Here is an 18,192-nt window from a genome sequence, read left to right as displayed (position 1 = left end):
ACTTTTTCAGGCCCAAAACCATACCGTTTCCTACTTACAAACTCCTAAACCAGCATCTATCAGATCATAAACATCCTGCAGGTGCATGCCTACTTTTTCGCCGCGTTTTTCGCCAAGCCGCACAATAACCATTTCTTTTGCCGGCACTACCACAATGTACTGACCTAAAATGCCGCGGGCGTAAAAAACTTTCAGGCCTTTATACTGCGGAATGAGCCACCATTGGTAACCGTAAAAATCGCCTTTGGCGCCGGTGAGTTCGTCTTTTAAACCAGTTGGTGTGAGCGATGCTTTTACGTAGGCCGGATCGATGATCGTATCGCCGTGCCAGATGCCGTTTTTGAGATAAAGCTGGCCGAGGCGGGCAAAATTGCGGGCGTTGGAATAGAGGCAGCAATAGGCTTTTTCGGTGCCGTCTTTTTTATCGAGGCTCCATTCGGCAGCTTGTTCGGCACCCAGCGGTTGCCATAAGCGGGTAGCGGCGTAATCGGATAGCTTCATGTTGGTGGCAGCTTCCAGAATATGCGCTAAGACTTGGGTGTTGCCGCTTTTGTAATAGAACGTTTTTCCGGGCTCAGTTTCTACTTCCTGCCGGTTTATCAGCGCTTTCAGATCATCGCCGTAATAGGCTTCGGTGGTCATGGAAAGTGGATTGCTATAAGATTCATCCCAATCAAGGCCGGAACTCATGGTGAGCAAATGCCGAATCGTAATCTTTTCTTTTCCGCCGTTTTTAAATTCGGGCAGAAAATCGGCAACCAGTTGATCTACACTTTTAATTTTTCCTTCTTTCAGCGCCACGCCTACCAGCATGCTTACCACGCTTTTGGCTACCGAAAAAGAATTGGTTTTCGATTGGGGCCCATAGCCTTCCCAATAATGTTCTTGACGAATAGAATCGTGGCAGATCACCAGCAAAGCCGCCGCCTTAAGTTGCTGTTGTTTGTGTTTGAATTCGCCAGGTAGCGGCCTCTGGTTATAATTGCTGCCTAAAGGCCAGGGTTGAGGTTCTCCGGCCGGAATTATGCGTTCCTCAAAAATGAGGTTATCGTCTATGCCGGCAAAATTGTAAAAGAGGGCGCGGTAAACATAGGTTTTGCCACTAAAATACAGCGCAGCTGCACTCAGGGCTAAAATCACAACTGTCCCGAAACTAACGTGCTTGGTTCTTCGGCCCATTTAAAAATCGTAGCCCATGGTAAAATGAAATCTCGGACCGTGCTTCTGACCGTCTTCTTCACTCCAGGCTACATCCAGTTTGCCGTAAACTCCTAATAAAGTAGTGCGCGCGCCAAAACCATAACCCACTAAAAACGGATTCCGGAAGTTGATAACCGTGGCTTCGAATGGATTACCGTTGCCGCCTTTTATCTGCGTATTGAACGAGTTATTACGGTTGAACGGATTACTGCCCGCATAAGCAGTTCCGGCATCGAAGAAGGTAGTTAACTGCAGGTTATTGAAGAAGCCAGAATAAACCGGCGAACGGAATAAATACTGAACAATCGGTACGCGCAGTTCGGCGTTATAGAGCAAATATTTAGGTCCCTGCCGTTCGTTAAAGCGGAAACCGCGCATTGGAGTAGCAAACTGTAGAAAGAAAACATCTGGTGCCGAAGGAATTCCAGAGAAACTATCGCGGATCGGGTCGCCGGGAGCAAACAGCCAGTTATCTACGCCGCCCAGCAAAAATTGCTTTTCAGCTTTCCCAAAGAATGCGCCGAAACTTACGCGGTTGGCAAAAATAATCTGCTTGTGCACTTTCTGGTAATGGCGCAGATCGGCATAGAATTTATTGAAATTTTCCTCAGAATTGTTCAGCCCTTTCAGCGCGGTAATACCAATTTTCATGCGGGTGCCTTCAAACATATTCACGCCGGTAATAATAGAATTATCGAAAACCAGCTCTGCCGCCATACCGCCAAAATCGCTTACGCTGTCTCTGGCCGCCACATCGGTAACGGTAGTGCGGCGGGTGCTTATAAACTGCGGTATGCCGCGAACGCTCAGGCTATGGGTAAGCGGGTAACTAACAGTAGGTTTAACTTCGTGGCGCGAAAAACGGTAAAAATTAGAACCTACCTGCGTAAAAATGGTTTGTTTGCGATAAGCTATTTTCAGGTCGTAGCGTTTGCGCAGGTTCTGATATTCGGCATAAAAATTACTGGTACGCAGGTCGGTTACGGCAAAAACGCCGCCTCTTATGCGGTGGTCTTCCATCAGATCCGACATGTTTACCTGGCCTACCAACCCAAAACCCATCAGGTTATCCTGGTAAATAGAAGAAACCAGGTTGTCGATGCCGAAACGCAGATCGTATTTATACGGACCGGTGATCTGCAACGCTTCGGATTGCGGCTGAGTAGTTTTAACCACAACTTTCGGGGCTTCTACCGGTGCTTTGGCCTGCGTCTGGGTATCGAACTGGTAATCTTTTATGTTTATCGTGCCGTCCTTTTTAGGTTTGGCGGTAGTGGTATCAGTTGGTGGTACAATTTTCTTTACCGTTTCGCGGATGATCGGCTGGCGGCTGCGGGCTTCCAGGGTTTCCTGGCGCACAGTTTTGAAGGTACTTTCTATCCCGTTTCCGGCGAAATTCTTAGCCAGATAAACATTCTGGCGCGCGCGCGAAGTAGCCGTAAATGCCAGGTTACCGGTTTGCTGATTATAATCGTAAGACTCGATGTTTTGCAGAAAACCAGAAACACGGCCCTGCGGACCGGCGGTAAAATCGTAACGGTGCACAGCTCTGATGCCGCTTTCTTCGCTCAGGTATAAAAAGCCGTTCTCTACCGGCACCGGAAACGTTTCGTTGGAAATGGTAAAAGTTACCTGCCGGAAACGGTAGGTATTCCGGTCCGGAAAGTAAAGGAAGATATCGAAGTTATCGACGGTTTTATCGAAGCTTCCCGTAACCGGCCCCAGAGAATCGAGCCAACGGTTAGAAGTGAAGGCAATAGTAGAACTTCCTTTCATAAAAACCGGCTGGCGGTCGTCGAAAACGTCGTTGGTAATCTGCTCGGGCTGGCGCGTATTTCTGAACAGGAACAGATCGGAATACCCGTTCTTTACAGCACTCATTACCAGCAATTTACCATCATCAGAATAACGCAAACTGTTTACTGACGAAAACTGGCTGAGATTGGTAACTCCCGGTTTGCCGCCATCTAAATTCAACCCTGCTAAAATTAACTTGCCTTTCTTTTCTTCCACCACGCTTAACTGGTTTTTAGAACGCCAGGCGACCAGCGGCAAATTGTAGTTTACTTTCTGATCCGGGGTTTTGTAGCCGCCACGGCGCACCACTTTTTGCTTACCGGTAGCTACGTTGCGCACGATCACTTTGTAGCGGCCGCCATCATTCTGCACAAAAGCCAGCTGGTTGCCATCGGGGCTGAAGGTAACCTGCGAATATTTGCGGCCGCGCCAGTTGGTACCATTCACTTGGTCGTCGCGGGTGAGGCCAATTAAACCGGCGTCGGGTAAAGTGTTGATCTGTAAATAATGCGTGTTCCAGTCGCGGATAAATTTGCGGTACGGCACGTTCAGGCTGCTGGAAATACCAATTTCAATGTCGCGGGTAATGCGGGTCAGGTTCAGGATATTCTGAATAGAGGTATAACCGTAGCGTTCAGCAATGTAATTCCAGACCGATTGGCCCGCCAGTTTTTGATCGCGGAGGAATATCGTTTCGGGACGTTTGCCTTCGGTGCGTTCCATCATGTCGCGCATGTAGCCGTCCATTTCCACGCTCCAGCCTTCGGCTAAATACGCAGAAGCGCCACTGATAAACCACTCCGGCAACTTGAGTAAATAACTGCTTTGCAATACTTCCTTCAGGCTGCCGCCATACATCATGTCGTTGAGCAATTGCTGGCTCAGGCGGTAGGTAATATTCTTTTTAAAAGTAACCTGCGATTCTTCGAAGGGAATTTCGATCTTATTTTTAAGGAAAAGCGCGTCGGTGCCGGTCTGGTAGCGGTCGTCGTTCAGGCCAATGTTGCTTTGGCGCAGATCGGAAACAGAATTATAAACCAGTAATGTGATTTTGGAATACGGATAATACCCGATGAGATTGGTGATGCGCTTGAGTTCTTTTTCGGAATATTCGGCTACGCGCAAGGCCTGCTCTTTGCCACCGGCGTAGAAAAAAACCTCGAAATTAGGCGTGCTGTAATATTGCCAGTTAAACTCTTTGTACTGAATGCGGTTGCGGCCAAATTCCTCTTCGGCTACCTGCGCCTGTGCTGCGTGCGTGCCCAGAAAGCCAACCAAAAACAGTAACAAACCAAGGCAACGGGTACTAATATTTTTCATCCTTTTTGCTCGCTTTCGTAAAAAAATTTCCGGTAGCGGTCTATGGAAACTTCGGGCCATATCGCGCTTTTTCCGGTTAGCGCATTGGCAAACTGGGCAGCTAAAAAAGGCGCCATTAACACGCCTTTCGAGCCCATGCCGTTAAAAATACTGAGCTGCGTAACTTCCGGATGCGTACCGATGAGCGGTTTGCGGTCGCGCGTGGCAGGCCGGATGCCGGCTAAATGCCCGGTAACTTCCACTGGAATTTTCAGCAATTGTTTTACTTTACCCAGTAATTCTTCACGACCTTCTTCGGTTGGCAATTCGTTTGGTTCGCGCCAGTTATACGTGGCTCCTACTTTCCATCTTTCCTCCCCTAATGGCACAACGTAAACCCCTTTATTATAGATGCATCCGGAAGTGAAATTCTGAACCGAAATATCGAGAACCTCGCCTTTGTTGATGCTGAAGGGCAGCCAGCCGAAGTAAGGATTATTAACCGCCTGCCAGCCTTCGCAAAAGATGAGGTGCCGGGCCTGCATATCTTCGTACTGAATGCCGTTTTCTGAGATTGTTAAGTTGCTGAAATTAAACGTGCCGGAACGGATTTTATTTTGTGTTTCGAGTTTTTGGCGCAAAAACGATAGCATTTTCCGGAGCTCCACAAAACCGCCTTTCGCAATTTTCAATCCACCAAGTTCCTGGTTTACGGTTTCGGAAAAAGGCAGCGACGGATACGTTTCTTCAATGTATTCGTTCCACTGGCCTTCAGCACTTTTGCCCATCCAGTTGTTTTGCTCTTCTATGCTCGAAAAAAGTTTGAGAATGGGTTTCTGGTGGAAAAGACTAGTATCGAGTTCATTTTCCAGGTTGCGGTAAAATTCTTCGGCAGCGGGAATGAAAACATCGGCCTGCCAGCTTTTGGCAAAACGCTTGCCGGCAACCGGGTTTATGAGTCCGGCCGCGACGTTAGAAGCAGAATTGTATTTCTCAAAATCGAACACGAACACGTTGTGGCCGCGTTTTTCTAAGGTCTGCGTTAAAATGGCTCCGGCCAAACCGTGGCCCACCACCAGAAAATCGTAAAGCATACCGGCAAGTTAAAATAACCCCGGAATATATGGTAATTTCTATGCGTTACGGAGAAAGAAATTTGAAAAATAAAGCACTCTTGGTTTCTGAAATATGAAACGCTTAACGGCATGCATTACCAATCACACGACTTTTTCGAGCCAAAACCCTACCGTTTTTTTATCTGCACGGCGGGCTGTAAATTCCTGACAAGAGAACTATGGCTTTCCAGAAATTTCTAAAACCATACTCCGCGATAACTGTTTAAATTCCTGAATCTTAGCAATACAATTATGACGCAGAAAAAGGTGATCACCGTTTTTGGAGCTACCGGCGCGCAGGGTGGCGGTCTGGCTCATGCTATACTTCAGGATAAAAACAGCGAATTTGCCGTTAGAGCCGTTACCCGCCACCCGGATTCTGAAAAAGCCAAAGCCCTTGCAGCTCTGGGCGCTGAAATTGTGCAGGCTGATATTGACAATGCCGAAAGTATGAAAAAGGCTTTGAAAGGCGCGTACGGTGCTTATTTCGTTACTTTTTTCTGGGACCATTTTTCGCCGGAAAAGGAACTGGCCGAAGCCCGCAGCATGGCACAAGCCGCTAAAGACGCCAACTTACAACACGTGATCTGGTCTACACTGGATGACACCCGCCAATACGTTCCGCTGGATGACGACCGCATGCCGACGCTGCAAGGCAAATACAAAGTGCCTCATTTTGATGCGAAAGGCGAAGCCAACCACTTTTTCACCGATCTGGGCGTGCCGGTTACGTTTCTGCTGACTACTTTTTACTGGGAAAATATGCTCTATTTTGGCATGGGCCCGAAGAAAGGCGACGATGGTAAACTGGCTATTACGTTTCCGATGGGCAATAAAAAACTGGCCGGCATTGCCGCTGCCGATATTGGTAAATGCGCGTACGGTATTTTCAAAAAAGGCCCGGAAATGATCGGGAAAACGGTAGGCATTGCCGGCGAATCACTAAGCTGTCAGGCCATGGCCGATGCTTTGAGTAAAACGCTGGGTCAGGAAGTGCAATACCATGAAATTACGCCGGAAGCGTACCGGGGCCTGGGTTTTCCGGGAACCGAAGACTTAGGCAACATGTTCCAGTTTTACCGCGATTTTGAAGATGTTTTTTCGAAAACCCGCAACGTGCAGCTGGCCAGAGAACTAAACCCGGAACTTCAGAATTTTGAAAAGTGGCTTGAGGAAAACGGGCAGAAAATGCCGCTGGAGTAAGTGTAAAAAAACCTCACAGGTCTTGGTAACCTGTGAGGTTTGCAGAAGTTACTTCGACTTTTTGGGGTTGAAAGGATAGCGTTTTTTAGTGGAGTTGCAGGAAATTACATAATTACTACGCGTTTGTTCTCGAAGCCTTTTTCGGTTTCAACCAGCATAAAATAAATACCTTTTTCCAGACCAGAAATTTCTGTTTCCTGTTCAGAAACTGCGCGTTGTTTGGCATTTATTGCCTTACCTATGGCATTGCGAACCGTAACTGATTTAATTTCTTTCGCTTTGATGCTGACCTGGCCATGAGACGGGTTTGGATAAACCAGCACTTCGCTTTTCGCTAAAATAGTTTGCGGCGCATCCGGGTACATTTTGGAGTAGCCGGTTTCTTTGTTCACGTACATTAAATACATATCCGAACATATATAACCGGGATTCATAATTTGGGGGCATTGGGTTTGATAATCGGTTACCCCCAAAATTACCAGCATAGAATCATTCAGTTCTTTTATATCTACGGCGCCCTGTCCGGATGGCAGCGTATAAGTTTTCGTCCAGATGGTATCGCCTTGCAGATCGAGTTTGAGCAAAACGATATCGTCATATTCCGGAAGGATATTCTTTTTATTTCCGGTTCCACCGGTTACGTAATAATAACCGTCGGATTCGAGCATGGCTGTTGCGTAATCATCCCCTTTCAGGTCGTAGGTTTTCTCCCAAAGAATATCGCCGTTGGCATTTAATTCCTGGATAAAAATATCATTATCCTGGGCTGCCTTCACGGTTTTAAACGCGCAATTCATAAAATTGCCTTGGGAGTTTTCCATTTTGGGTTTTCCGTAAACAGTCCCTCGCGGGTAGACCGTATCGGCTATAACTTTTAAGTCGGGAGTTAAGGTCAGCAAAAAATCGTCGTGAAAACTGTTTGGTTCGTACCGGTAATAATCTCCCTCAACCAACAACGTTTTGTTAGTAGTATAAATAATGCCCCTTGCTTCTTCATAGTCGTCAGTTCCATAACTAACCACTTTTTCTTGGAGCAATTTGCCCGAAACGTGGTAGAGGCCAATATAAACCCTGGAAATAAAAATGCTATCCCAACCCAAATCTGGCACCATTTCCATATGGCTGAAGATTCCCTTTGATCCTACAACTGCAAATGTTGTATCATTGATCAGCGCGCCAGCGTTATATTCGGTTCTTCTGAAGCTTTTTGACCAGGTTTCATTTCCGTAAGGGTCTATTTTAGCCAATCCGCCATTTCCCCCCACAATAATTGCTTTTTCATTCGGCAGCGCTATTAAATCTACGCCGTAATAAAAATCGTGGGAATAAACATATTTAGAGTAGAGCGTATCGCCGTTGGTTTTGGTTCTATGGAGCACATAACTATACCCCTGGCCAAACCCCAACATTAAAACGGTAGAATCAGTCTGCACCACGCATTTAATGGCCCGCTCGTGCAGTGCTCTTCCATAATTGGCATTTACGTATTGCTGGCTTTGAGCCACAAAGCTTATTTGCAAAAGAAAAATAAAAAGGAGTAAAGCTTTTCTCATCGTTGCTGCGGGTTATTTCCGGAGATTTTTTTACTGAAGGTCTGCCGTGTCAGCACTTTTTAGCAGCGCAAACCTACCGTTTTCAGACTCAAGCACATAGCTGAATGCTAATATATAAAATCATTGTTACAGAACAACTTAAAACCGCAACTTTTGTTTTAGCAAGCTAAGTTTCTTTCCAATAAAAAGCCTTCCAGGTCTTGGAGACCTGTGAGGTTTACAGGGATTTGTTTCGACTTTTGGAGGCTGAAAGGATAGCGTTTTCAGGTTATCTGAATCGACTTCAGGGCTTCTCCCGGCCTACAAACCGGTTTTCGCCCAATAAAAACCCGATTGCTTTTATTACATTTTTTTCGATGCTTTCTTCCGTTTTCAGGTTAGCAATGTAGCGCACAATTTCAAGTTGCAAAGAAGGCCGCAGGGTGTCAAAAACGGCTTTGGCTTTGGCATTTTCCGCAAACGCCTGTACCAATTTGGGGTGCGGCGTTAAGCTCCTTTCCTCCGGATCGAAGGCAATAGTCAGTTCAATTATTTCGCCGATGCGTTTGGGAGAATTGGCCAGCATGGTGGTGTTGATGTAAAGCCGCCAGGCATCCCGGTATTTCACCAGCGTTTGTTTATAAACCTTGCCGTTCACCGTGCCTTTTATTGGAATGGGTCCTTTGTCTTTGTTTGCCTGCTGAAATATTCCGTTCAGAATAGGTTCCGGTACAAACACGAAGGGATTAATGCCAATAATTTCTATCGCGGCTTTAAATTGGAACATAGTTTTCAGTTCAATTAATGGGGAAACCTGCATCACTATATTATTGATAATTGCAGTTTTAGCTTGCTTTCGTAATGCTTGTATTTTCTAAAAATAGAAATAATTCCAGGTCTAAATTAATAAACATTCCCGTTAACCTATAGAACGGCACCTCCATCGGTACTTATCACTTTTCTATCCTCAATCCCTACCGTTTTCAAAACAAAGAGACTTCCTCTTTTCAAAAACCAAATCTCACCCCGAAATTGGAAATTCCTGAATATTAACGCAATTTTACGGTATCAATTTAAAATGCTTTTGCCATGACCGTTACGGGCCTCACGTTTAACCCTTTTGCCGAAAATACTTACCTGCTGCACGATGAAACCAAGGAATGCGTGATTGTGGACCCGGGTTGCTACGATGCCGCCGAGAAAGCAAAGCTAAAGCAGTTTATTTCCGACAACGGTTTGAAAGTAGTAAAACTGCTGAACACACACTGCCACATCGATCACGTTTTGGGCAATAAATTCGTAGCTGATACGTATAATGTAGGTCTGGAAATACACGAAGCCGATCTGCCGACCTTGAAAGCGATTCCGAGTTACGCGCCGAATTACGGTTTCACCAATTACGAAGAAGTGCTGCCCACGACTTTTTTAGCCGAAAACGATATCGTTTCTTTCGGAAAAACTGAGCTGAAAGTGATCTTTGCGCCGGGCCATGCTCCGGGCCACGTGGTTTTCTACGACGAAAAAGGCAAAAACCTGATCGGCGGCGACGTACTTTTCCAGCGCAGCATTGGCCGCACCGATCTGCCGGGCGGCGATTTCGATACGCTCATCAACAGCATTAAAACTAAATTATTTACGTTGCCGGAAGATGTAAAAGTGTATCCGGGCCACGGACCAAGCACCACCATAGGCGAAGAAAAAAGAGAAAATCCGTTTTTACGCTAAAAAACCGTATCTTTTCGAGCCCAAAAACCTGCGCATGAAAAAGCATTTGCCCAACGCCATTACCTGTATGAACCTGTTTTGCGGTTGCCTGGCCGTATATTTTTCGTTTCATGGCAACATGGTGCTGGCAGCGTATCTGGTTGGTTTGGCGGCGGTGCTCGATTTTATGGACGGCATGCTGGCACGTTTGCTCAAAGCCTATTCCGAAATTGGCAAGCAGCTCGATTCCCTGGCCGATATGGTTTCGTTCGGGGTGGTGCCGGGTGTGCTCATGTTCCATTTAATCCAAGCATCGCTGGAAGGACAAAGCAGTTTTTTAGGTCTTTCCCCTACCGTTTTTCCGTTCTTTGGCTTTCTCATTACCATTTTTTCGGCGCTGCGTTTAGCTAAATTTAATATTGATACGCGGCAAACCACTTCGTTCATTGGCATGCCAACGCCGGCCTGCACCATTTTTGTAAGTTCGCTGCCGCTTATTCTGGCCAACGATGGTTTCGGGGTTTCGGAAATTATTCTGAACCCTTTCCTGCTCACGTTCTTAACCGCCTTGCTGAGTTATTTGCTGGTAGCCGAAATTCCGCTTTTTGCTTTGAAATTCAAGAACCTGACCTGGAAAGATAATTCGGTGCGGTTCGTTTTTGTAATTATGGCGGCCGTTTTAGCGGCAGTTTTTCAGTTCGTAGCCATACCATTCATCATTGCTTTATACATCCTATTATCCATTATAAAACCTTCATATTCATGAAATTTACCGCTGAAATTGACGTAATGCCGAAAAAAGAATTGCTGGACCCGCAAGGCAAAGCGGTGATGCTGGGCCTGGAGCATTTGGGCCTGAATACCGTGCAGGACGTGCGCGTAGGCAAACACATTACCCTGCAACTGGAAGCTGAAAACGAGGCCGAAGCGAAAACAAAAGTAGAAGATGCTTGCAAGAAACTGCTGGCTAACCTCATCATGGAATCGTACCGGTTTGAACTGCACCAAAATTAATTTCGGGTTGCCATACAATATTTATATTTAACAATAGTTATGTAATAGCCCGGCAGGTGAACCTGTCGGGCTATTCTCTTGTTGCTGAAACAATTAAAGCGGTTTTTTTATTATATTACGGAACATTTGTTTGGGCTTATGAAGCAGCAGTTTATCTCGCTCTTTTTCACATTACTTCTCTGGTTTTCAGCAACATCGGCATTTTCTGAAACCGGTAAAACCATTACCCTCACCTGGAAAGGCACTGCTCCCGTACAAAAAACCAGTAAAGCCGAAGCCGTTATCCCTGTTTTTGCCGGTGCCGAAATAAAATATAAAGAGCGCGTCCCGGTTTATTCGCTTCAGATAACAGATGCCCGCGTAAGTAATTTTCAGTTCCAAAATCCGGTTTACGTACCATTTACTTCCGAAGAAACCCGCTTTTTACCCAAAGATATTTTTCAGGCTTCGCCCGAAGTTTCTGTTCACAGCGCCTTGGCCAACGGCCGCACGTTAAGTACCATTTCATTCATCCCGATCCGGAAAAACCCGCAAACCGGCCAACTCGAAAAACTTACCCGCTTCGATTATACTTATTCAGCCAATACTGCTTTTAAAGAAAAGAAAGGCGGCAACCTGCGTTCAAACAAAACCGCATCCGTTTTAAGCTCCGGCGATTGGTACCGCATTGGCATTACCGGCAGCGGCATGTATAAGCTCGATTATGCAACGTTGCAGGGTATGGGCTTAAATCTGCAGAATATTGACCCGCGCCGTATTCAGCTTTATGGTAATGGCGGCGGTATGCTGCCACAAGCTAATGATGCGCCCCGCGCCGATGACCTGGTAGAAAACGCTATCTATTTTCCGGGAGAAAGTGATGGGCAGTTCAATCCGCAGGATTATATTTTATTCTACGGACAAGGCCCGCACACCTGGAAACTAAACAACAACAAAGATGGCTTCAATTATAACCTCAATATTTACTCCGATACCGCCTATTATTTCCTGACTGTTGGCGCAGCTCCTGGCCAGCGGGTTTCGAATGCCGGCGCTGTTTCCGGTACGCCTACGGCCACTATCACTACTTTCAATGAGCGTGCCCACCATGAAATTGAAAACCGGAACCTGCTTGCCTCCGGGCGGGTTTGGTACGGCGAAGAATTCAATTCCTACAAACTTAGCCACGAGATCAATTTCGGTTTATCAGATCTGGATCAAAGTTCACCCGTTACGCTTACTTCGGCAGTTGCCGGTGTATCACCGGTTTCTCAAAGCGTTGTAGGGGGCCGTTTTACTTTAAAAGTAAACAATGCAACCATTGGCTTCCAGGACGTTATGGGTCATGGCAGTTGGGACTACCACCCGGCCGGCGATGACAACGTTCAGACTTTTTCCTTCAATTTAAATACCGTTTCTTATAATAATTCCAACCTTCGTGTAGGTCTTTCTTTTAACCAGATGGGCCAATCATCTAGTTTAGGTCTTCTGAATTACCTGGAAATAAATGCGAAACGACGGTTGCTTTTATTTAATAATCAAACCAATTTCCGTTCGCTACAAAATATTGGCCCGAATGCGATCAGCCAGTTCCGGATCGGGAATATTAGCAACGCTGCCGAAACTGTAGTATGGGACATAACCGACCCGCTGCAACCCGTGCGTCAGCAACTTGCTTTTAACGGCAGCGAAGCCACTTTTTCTGCCCTAACCGATACCGTTCGCGAATTTGTAGTTTTTTCCGGTACCGGTTTTTATGCGCCTTTTACCTGGGGCCGCGTTGCTAACCAGAACCTGCATGCCCTGAATAAAGATGGAAAACTGGACATGGTAATTGTAAGCCATCCGCTCTTTTTATCGCAGGCCCAGCGTTTAGCCAATCATCGCCACCAACGTGATAAATTGAACATTGCCATTGTAACGCCCCGCCAGGTTTATAACGAATTTTCTTCCGGTGCCCAGGATGTAACTGCCATCCGCGACCTGATGAAAATGATCTACGACCGGAAAATTCTGAACAATACCAAAACCGGCGACAGCTTGATCTACCTGCTGCTTTTCGGCGATGCTTCTTACGACTACAAATCTAATTTTGCAAACAGCCAGCAAAACCGCACGCAAAACAACACCAACTTTGTGCCGGTTTATGAATCCTTCGAATCGCTGGATCAGATAGACACTTATTCTTCCGAAGATTATTTTACGCTTTTAGATGATAACGAAGGTGCCTGGCCGGAATATTCTTCCAGCAGCTTTTCCGATATCGGTGTGGGTCGCCTTCCGGCTGCCAGCATAGAAGATGCCGAAAGCATGGTGAATAAAATTATTGCTTACGACAGCCCGGAGAAATTTGGCAAATGGCGCAACCGCGTAACCTTCATTGCCGATGACCAGGACGGAAACCTGCACCAGAATGCTACCGAAGCTTACGCAGATTCTTTAATTAAAAAGCAGCCTGCTTACAATGTAAATAAAGTGTACCTCGATATGTTCCGCCAGGTAGCCGTGGCCAATGGTCAGCGCTCGCCAGATTGCGTGGCCGAAATTGACCGCGCCGTGGAACAAGGTTCGCTGATCATAAATTATTCCGGCCACGGCGGCGAAACCGGTTTAGCGCACGAACAGATCGTAACCGTTGGCCAGATCAATAACTGGAACAACATAAACAGCCCATCTTTCTTTGTAACTGCAACGTGCGAATTTGGCCGTTACGATGACCCGCGCCGGCCTTCCGCCGCCGAATTTGCTTTAAAAAGTAAGAATGGCGGCGCAATCGGGTTAATTACTACTACACGTCCGGTAGGCGCCAGCTCTAACGATGTACTGAACCGCAGCTTCTATAATTTCGCTTTTAAACCTGTAAACGGCCAGATGCCGCGGCTCGGCGATATTGTAATGCACACCAAAAACGCCAGTATTTCAGGTTCTTCAAATCGTAATTTTGCTTTATTAGGCGATCCTTCCATGCGTCTGGCTTATCCGGAAGAAAAAGTGCAGGTGAGCGCCATAGATATTAAACCTTCCGTTAGACAACCCGATACATTAAAAGCGCTTTCCACCGTAAAAATTTCCGGTAACGTAGCTAACCAAAATGGCCAAACGCTATCAGATTTCAATGGAAAAGTCAATATCACCGTTTTTGAAAAAGAAACTGTGATCCGGACTTTAGGTGATAACGGCAGCAGCCCGCAAAACATAAAGACCCGCGAAAGCATTATTTATGAAGGTGTAGCTACTGCAAAAAATGGTTTGTGGAGCAGCACTTTTGTTGTGCCGAAAGATATCAATTACCTGTATGGCAATGGCAAGATAAGCTTGTATGCTGCTTCTGGTAACCTGGATGCGCATGGTGCAAATACTGACATTATAATTGGCGGTTCCGCAGCCAATATTCCTGCCGATACTATTCCGCCGGTTATCAGTCTTTTTATGGATAACGAAGCATTTGTTTATGGCGGACTTACCGGTACCAATTCCCTGCTTATTTCCCACCTTTCCGATTCCAGCGGCATTAACACGGCTGGCTTAGGTATTGGCCACGAAATTACTGCAACGTTGGATGGAAATAAGGAAAACATAAAAGTGCTGAATGAATACTATATCTCCGATCTCGATAATTTCCGGTCTGGCAAGGTGCGGTATATGTTCAAGAATTTAACGCCCGGCCCACACGAGCTGCGCGTTAAAGCCTGGGATACACACAATAATTCCTCGGAAAAACGCATTGAGTTTATTGTGGCCAGCTCCGAAACCCTGGCGTTGGACCATGTACTGAATTATCCGAACCCATTCTCTACCAATACCACTTTCCATTTCGACCATAACCGCGCCGGCGAAGATCTAGATATACAAGTTCAGATTTTTACCGTATCAGGAAAACTGGTAAGAACGCTGAGCGCAACCAGCTTTGCCAGCAAACCGCACGTTGCAGAAATAAACTGGAACGGCCGCGACGAATATAACGACGTACTGGCAAAGGGCGTATACGTGTACAAATTAACGGTTCGGGCATCGCGCGGTGCAAAAGTTTCGAAATACGAGAAACTGGTGATTTTAAATTAAAAACTATATTTATATTTGGTCTTCGCAATCAATAATTTTCCGCTTTAACATGCACAAAATAAAACTATCAGTTTCAGGGTTATTAGCCGGTCTTTGCCTACTCCTCCCAGAATTTTCATTTGCTCAGAGCTCTTCATCCGGCCAGGATGCGCTACGGGCAATAACTACTGCCGTTCCTATTTTAACGGTTTCGCCCGATGCCCGTTCAGCAGCCATGGGCGATGCCGGAGTAGCCATTTCGCCGGACGCAAATTCACCTCATTGGAACCCTGCTAAACTCGGTTTTATTCAGCACGATTTTTCCATTGCTACGTCTTACTCGCCGTGGCTCCGGAATATTATTAACGATATGTCGCTGAGCTACGTTTCGGCGGTGAAAAATATCAACGATAACTCTTCATTCTCTTTATCGCTTTTATATTTCAACCTCGGTTCCATTCAGTTCACCGATGCCAACGGCAACCCTTTACAGGATTTCCGCCCGAAAGAATATACGATCGATGCTGCATATGGTCAGCGTTTGAGCGATAACCTATCGTTGGGTTTAGGTGCTCGCTTCATCCATTCAAACTTAGCCGGCGGTATTTCTATCACCAATAGCGGTGGCGCCTCTGCTACAGCCAAGCCAGGTAACTCAGTTGCAGCCGATCTCGGTATCTATTATACCAAAGACCTGATTATGGGTGGTAAGAATTATAATCTTGCACTGGGCGGTAATGTATCTAACCTTGGTGCAAAGATCAGCTACAATACCCAGGACGATAAAGATTTCATTCCAACCAACCTGCGTTTAGGTGCCGCCTTCACCATGGAACTAGATCCGTTTAACAAGATCACGTTAACTGTCGATGGAAATAAACTGTTGGTTCCTTCTCCTTCAGGCGATATTAAAGAAGATTCAATCCGTCGCGCTAAAAACGTAATGGGTGCGGTATTTAGCTCTTTCACCGATGCTCCAGATGGCTTCAGCGAAGAAATTTCTGAGATCAATTTATCGGCGGGTGCTGAATACTGGTATGACAATATTTTTGCTGCCCGTGCGGGTTATTTCTACGAAGATCCAAATAAAGGTAACCGCCAGTATTTCTCAATGGGTCTTGGTATCCGTTATCAGAAATTCGGTTTAGATGCTGCTTACCTGGTTCCAACCGGAAATCAACAGTCTAATCCACTTGCCAATACTATCCGTTTCACGCTGATGTTTAACGTAGATAAACAAGAAGCATCTGTAGCTCCAGCTCAATAAATTCATCTATGCTAGATCGTTCACTTGCGCCGGAAATCCACGAATTCGAAAATTTCACGCTACCACAAACTGAAGTAAAAACTTTAGGCAATGGCGCGAAGGTGCATTACTTGGCTAATTCCACGCAACCTGTTCTGCGCTTCGAAATCGTTTTTCCGGCCGGGAAATGGTTTGAAAAAGGGAAAGGTGCATCTTATTTCACTTCCAAACTTTTGCTGGAAGGCACCAGAAATAAAACTTCCAAGCAAATTGCTGATATTCTTGATTTTTACGGCGCATCATTGGAGTGTAACCAAGGCTTTGATTACGCAACTTTAACGCTGTACTGCCTTTCCCGGCATTTCACAACGCTATTGCCTTTAGTTACGGAAATTCTGAACGAACCTGCCTTCCCGGAGAAAGAATTTGAGCTTCTGAAACAACGCACCGCTCAGAATATAGCAGTTGAAAGAAAGAAACCTGCTTACCTGGCCATGGAGCGTTTTACCCGCAATGTTTATGGCCAAAATCATCCTTATACTACCGGTTTAGATAATGAAACGATAGAGAAAATCCAGTTATCTGATATCCGGGATTTTTATTCCAGTCAATTCACGATAGGTGCCGCGGAGATTTTTACTTGTGGAGATCTAAATCAGGAATTAAAAGATGCTATTGAGAATTTGCAGCTGCATGAAAACACAAATACAGCAGTTGTAAGTACTCCTAAACATGAAATTCAGGCTAGTTCATTAAAAGAAAATATTACTATACCTGATAGCTTGCAAGCCGCCATCCGTTACGGTAAAACCTTCCCACTTATCAACCACCCGGATTATATTAAACTAACTATTCTGACTAAAACTCTAGGCGGTTATTTTGGTTCGCGTCTTATGAAGAATATCCGGGAGGATAAAGGCTTTACTTATGGTATTTACGCTTCTCTTTCTCCCCGAAAATATTCTACCTTATTCTTTATTGGCACGGAAGTAAATGCTGCAAAAGCCGGCGAAACCGTAGTTGAAATTGATAAAGAACTGGAGTTATTAAAAAATACACTGATATCAGAGGCAGAATTACAAACAGTTAAAAATTATATTATTGGCAAATTTTTAAGTGAATCTAACACTGTTTTCGATCAAATGGATCGCTACAAACATCTGATTCTTTATAATCTTCCTTTAGATTATTTTACCTCCTATTTTGCAACAATACGCAGCACTACAGCTCAGGATCTTCAGGAATTATCTAATCAATATTTTGCTAAACCCTTAAATCTGGTTACTGCAGGCGCTTAGAGAAATATATTATTGAACATAAAAAACGCTATGATTTTTTCGATTAAAAGTTATAGCGTTTTTTTATGTTCAATAATTACCCCTTATATTCGAATATTCTCGATTATATATTAATCAAGAAATGTTAAGCTATCCTAAGTAGTACCTCTCTATGATAAATAACTCTTCGTTAAAGAATAGTGTCTATTTTCTATAATTCTTCCACGACTGAAATCAACATATCATTTCATTCTTTCAGATTTAACTTCTGAAAATGGCTACTAGAAGAAATTATTAGCAATGTATTAAAAGAATTCCCATTACTTTCTCTATCAAAAACCATAGCGTTTTAAGTCCGCAACTTTAAACATGAAGTTGCTACAATTAGCCATTAACCTTTTTTGTCAAACATCAGCAATTTGATGGGCCTCCAGATTCGTTATAACCTTTCTTTATAGATTTGAAAGATACAGTCGTTTGGCTTCAACTTGCTGCTACTTATTCCCATTAAATTTGCACTCAAATGGCTTTATATGACAAACCTCTTCCCGATTAGGAATGAGGGTTTTGTTTAATGGAATAACTATCCTCGTCTTTCCTGTTCTTCCTTATCCTCCAAGCAAGCCACTCTTACCTAAAACACTTTACAACGCAAAAACCCCAACTTATTACTAAGCTGGGGTTTAGTTAAATGGGGTTGGCGGCTACCTACTCTCCCGCCTTTGACAGCAGTACCATTGGCGCTACGGGGCTTAACTTCTCTGTTCGGAATGGGAAGAGGTGAA

General features: G+C 45.1%; 12 protein-coding genes and 1 rRNA gene. 7 read left to right on the top strand and 6 right to left on the bottom strand.

Going from position 1 to position 18,192, the window contains the following annotated elements:
* Positions 1-30: 30 nt before the first annotated feature.
* Genes ACFPIB_RS00065 through ACFPIB_RS00055 form a run of 3 tightly spaced genes read right to left on the bottom strand, consistent with a single transcriptional unit; the run spans position 31 to position 5,390 of the window.
* Positions 31-1,179, bottom strand: coding sequence for a serine hydrolase domain-containing protein (locus ACFPIB_RS00065; RefSeq protein ID WP_378015382.1), 1,149 nt, complete (start codon positions 1,177-1,179; stop codon positions 31-33).
* Positions 1,180-4,317 (bottom strand): hypothetical protein, encoded by a 3,138-nt coding sequence (locus tag ACFPIB_RS00060; protein WP_378015381.1) that lies wholly within the window; start codon positions 4,315-4,317, stop codon positions 1,180-1,182. It abuts the gene before it with no gap.
* Positions 4,314-5,390: an NAD(P)/FAD-dependent oxidoreductase gene (locus tag ACFPIB_RS00055; protein ID WP_378015380.1), complete on the bottom strand. Its 1,077-nt coding sequence runs from the start codon at positions 5,388-5,390 to the stop codon at positions 4,314-4,316. Before ACFPIB_RS00055 ends, ACFPIB_RS00060 begins: the two co-directional genes overlap by 4 nt.
* A gap of 273 nt (positions 5,391-5,663) precedes the next feature.
* Here ACFPIB_RS00055 and ACFPIB_RS00050 point away from each other — a divergent pair, with 273 nt between their 5' ends.
* Positions 5,664-6,614: an NmrA/HSCARG family protein gene (locus ACFPIB_RS00050; protein WP_378015379.1), complete on the top strand. Its 951-nt coding sequence runs from the start codon at positions 5,664-5,666 to the stop codon at positions 6,612-6,614.
* 104 nt (positions 6,615-6,718) lie between these two features.
* Here the strand turns inward: ACFPIB_RS00050 and ACFPIB_RS00045 are convergent, their stop codons facing one another.
* Together ACFPIB_RS00045 and ACFPIB_RS00040 are read right to left on the bottom strand one after the other, a co-directional pair.
* Positions 6,719-8,167, bottom strand: coding sequence for a T9SS type A sorting domain-containing protein (locus ACFPIB_RS00045; protein WP_378015378.1), 1,449 nt, complete (start codon positions 8,165-8,167; stop codon positions 6,719-6,721).
* A 283-nt stretch (positions 8,168-8,450) separates the two neighbouring features.
* On the bottom strand, positions 8,451-8,933 hold the full coding sequence (locus ACFPIB_RS00040) for a YdeI/OmpD-associated family protein (RefSeq protein WP_378015377.1): 483 nt from the start codon (positions 8,931-8,933) through the stop codon (positions 8,451-8,453).
* Between the two features lie 302 nt (positions 8,934-9,235).
* On the opposite strand from ACFPIB_RS00040, the gene ACFPIB_RS00035 reads away from it, so the two are divergent.
* The 6 genes from ACFPIB_RS00035 (at position 9,236) to ACFPIB_RS00010 (ending at position 17,428) form a co-directional block, all read left to right on the top strand.
* Positions 9,236-9,871, top strand: a complete 636-nt coding sequence (locus tag ACFPIB_RS00035) for an MBL fold metallo-hydrolase (protein ID WP_378015376.1) — start codon at positions 9,236-9,238, stop codon at positions 9,869-9,871.
* Between the two features lie 34 nt (positions 9,872-9,905).
* Positions 9,906-10,616 (top strand): CDP-diacylglycerol--serine O-phosphatidyltransferase, encoded by a 711-nt coding sequence (pssA, locus tag ACFPIB_RS00030; protein ID WP_378015375.1) that lies wholly within the window; start codon positions 9,906-9,908, stop codon positions 10,614-10,616.
* On the top strand, positions 10,613-10,864 hold the full coding sequence (gene purS, locus ACFPIB_RS00025; RefSeq protein ID WP_378015374.1) for a phosphoribosylformylglycinamidine synthase subunit PurS: 252 nt from the start codon (positions 10,613-10,615) through the stop codon (positions 10,862-10,864). The genes pssA and purS overlap by 4 nt, the downstream gene beginning before the upstream one ends.
* Before the next feature lie 138 nt (positions 10,865-11,002).
* Positions 11,003-14,905 (top strand): type IX secretion system sortase PorU, encoded by a 3,903-nt coding sequence (gene porU, locus ACFPIB_RS00020; protein WP_378015373.1) that lies wholly within the window; start codon positions 11,003-11,005, stop codon positions 14,903-14,905.
* A gap of 49 nt (positions 14,906-14,954) precedes the next feature.
* Positions 14,955-16,151 carry a type IX secretion system outer membrane channel protein PorV gene (porV, locus tag ACFPIB_RS00015; RefSeq protein WP_378015372.1) on the top strand — a complete coding sequence of 399 codons (1,197 nt, stop codon included), beginning with the start codon at positions 14,955-14,957 and terminating at the stop codon, positions 16,149-16,151.
* Positions 16,152-16,159: 8 nt separating this feature from the next.
* Positions 16,160-17,428 carry a M16 family metallopeptidase gene (locus tag ACFPIB_RS00010; protein ID WP_378015371.1) on the top strand — a complete coding sequence of 423 codons (1,269 nt, stop codon included), beginning with the start codon at positions 16,160-16,162 and terminating at the stop codon, positions 17,426-17,428.
* Positions 17,429-18,102: 674 nt separating this feature from the next.
* Here the strand turns inward: ACFPIB_RS00010 and rrf are convergent.
* A 5S ribosomal RNA gene (rrf, locus tag ACFPIB_RS00005) occupies positions 18,103-18,192 on the bottom strand; the annotation flags it as partial.

The sequence above is a fragment of the Adhaeribacter terreus genome (assembly GCF_042657365.1).
Lineage (GTDB): Bacteria > Bacteroidota > Bacteroidia > Cytophagales > Hymenobacteraceae > Adhaeribacter_A > Adhaeribacter_A terreus.
The sequence above is the reverse complement of the archived record's forward strand: the minus strand, read 5'-3'. Positions and strand labels throughout refer to the sequence as shown.

Bases quoted from the DNA above. Each gene is read 5' to 3' on its own strand.
- ACFPIB_RS00045 (WP_378015378.1), bottom strand. From the start codon at position 8,167: ATGAGAAAAGCTTTACTCCTTTTTATTTTTCTTTTGCAAATAAGCTTT.
- porV (WP_378015372.1), top strand. From the start codon at position 14,955: ATGCACAAAATAAAACTATCAGTTTCAGGGTTATTAGCCGGTCTTTGC.
- porU (WP_378015373.1), top strand. From the start codon at position 11,003: ATGAAGCAGCAGTTTATCTCGCTCTTTTTCACATTACTTCTCTGGTTT.
- ACFPIB_RS00010 (WP_378015371.1), top strand. From the start codon at position 16,160: ATGCTAGATCGTTCACTTGCGCCGGAAATCCACGAATTCGAAAATTTC.
- ACFPIB_RS00060 (WP_378015381.1), bottom strand. From the start codon at position 4,317: ATGAAAAATATTAGTACCCGTTGCCTTGGTTTGTTACTGTTTTTGGTT.
- ACFPIB_RS00035 (WP_378015376.1), top strand. From the start codon at position 9,236: ATGACCGTTACGGGCCTCACGTTTAACCCTTTTGCCGAAAATACTTAC.
- ACFPIB_RS00065 (WP_378015382.1), bottom strand. From the start codon at position 1,179: ATGGGCCGAAGAACCAAGCACGTTAGTTTCGGGACAGTTGTGATTTTA.
- ACFPIB_RS00040 (WP_378015377.1), bottom strand. From the start codon at position 8,933: ATGTTCCAATTTAAAGCCGCGATAGAAATTATTGGCATTAATCCCTTC.
- ACFPIB_RS00055 (WP_378015380.1), bottom strand. From the start codon at position 5,390: ATGCTTTACGATTTTCTGGTGGTGGGCCACGGTTTGGCCGGAGCCATT.
- purS (WP_378015374.1), top strand. From the start codon at position 10,613: ATGAAATTTACCGCTGAAATTGACGTAATGCCGAAAAAAGAATTGCTG.
- ACFPIB_RS00050 (WP_378015379.1), top strand. From the start codon at position 5,664: ATGACGCAGAAAAAGGTGATCACCGTTTTTGGAGCTACCGGCGCGCAG.
- pssA (WP_378015375.1), top strand. From the start codon at position 9,906: ATGAAAAAGCATTTGCCCAACGCCATTACCTGTATGAACCTGTTTTGC.